Here is a 1,286-nt window from a genome sequence, read left to right as displayed (position 1 = left end):
CCGAAACGCCGATCAACTTGATTCATGGAGACCCTGATGCGCTGGAGGCCATGAAGGATCACTTGCGTCAGAACACCCGGTTTGAGGTGGATGTGGCAGGCTACCAATCCATTTTGCGTCTTTGATGTGAGACCGGGCAAATACCCGGGGTAATCCGGATATTTACGGCGAGGATTTCTAGTAGGCCACCATTAACGTCAGTAGAGTTATCAGGGAGAGATCATGAACGGCTATTCCATTGAGGATTCACATCGAATCCAGCAGCGTGCTGCCCAATACCGGCAGCGTTACCCCCAGTTTGCCAACTGGGCAAAAGGGCGCGGGGTGATCGAACATACCGATTTGACCCAGGTGCGCGTGTTCGACCTGTGCCAGGAACTCGTTTGTGCCGGGCGTTATGACTCGCTCGACGATGCCCTGATTATTTTCGAGGCTGCAGACACCCTCACCAACGCGGCCATGTGGCTGGTAGCCCACATGACTTATGCCAGCAGAGTGGACCTGTCCGGACAGCCGCTGGCGGCGGATGACTTCAAGGAAAATCCTCAGGGGCATACCGGTGGTTCGCTGAACATGGTGCCTGCCTATCTTGGCTACACGGCCGCCAACGCGTTGGCGGGGCTGACCCGTAGCTGGCTGATGGGGCAGGGGCACTGTGTGGCGGCTATCGAAAGCGTCAACATACTGCTCGGCAATCTGCATCCAGAACAGCAGGCTCGGTACACGCTCGACGAGGCGGGGCTGTCCCGGCTGGTGAGTGACTTTTACAGCTACGCCGTCACTCCGGATGGCACACCGGGGGTTCCCCTGGGCAGTCACGTCAACCCCCACACTGCCGGCGGGCTGATCGAGGGCGGATATCTGGGCTTCGCTGAACTGCAATACACCCACATGCCGCTGCCGGGGGAGCGTCTGGTCGCGTTTCTCAGTGATGGGGCATTTGAGGAGCAGCGGGGCAGCGACTGGGCAAGCCGCTGGTGGCGAGCTGAGGACTGTGGCCTGGTGACCCCGGTGATGATTGCCAACGGCCGCCGCATCGATCAACGTTCAACGATTTTTCTGCAAGGGGGGGCGGACTGGTTCCGGCAACACCTGGAACTCAATGGCTTTTACCCCATACTCATTGATGGCCGCGATCCTGCGGCCTTTATCTGGGGCATCTTCGAGGCCGAATCGAGGCTTCAGGCGTGCAGCGAACAGGTCAGCGCCGGCCACATGAGGTACCCTGTAAAGCTCCCCTATCTGATTGCCGAGACGGTCAAAGGCTATGGTTTCTATGGTGCTGG

The 1,286-nt window shown here is 58.9% G+C and carries 1 pseudogene; it reads left to right on the top strand.

The annotated features are described in order from the left end of the window. Nucleotides 1-222 precede the first annotated feature (222 nt). Nucleotides 223-1,286: pseudogene (locus tag QPL95_RS18510) on the top strand (xylulose 5-phosphate 3-epimerase); the annotation flags it as partial.

Source organism: Marinobacter sp. SS5-14b (genome assembly GCF_030541005.1).
In the GTDB taxonomy this organism is placed as follows: domain Bacteria; phylum Pseudomonadota; class Gammaproteobacteria; order Pseudomonadales; family Oleiphilaceae; genus Marinobacter.
The sequence above is the reverse complement of the archived record's forward strand: the minus strand, read 5'-3'. Positions and strand labels throughout refer to the sequence as shown.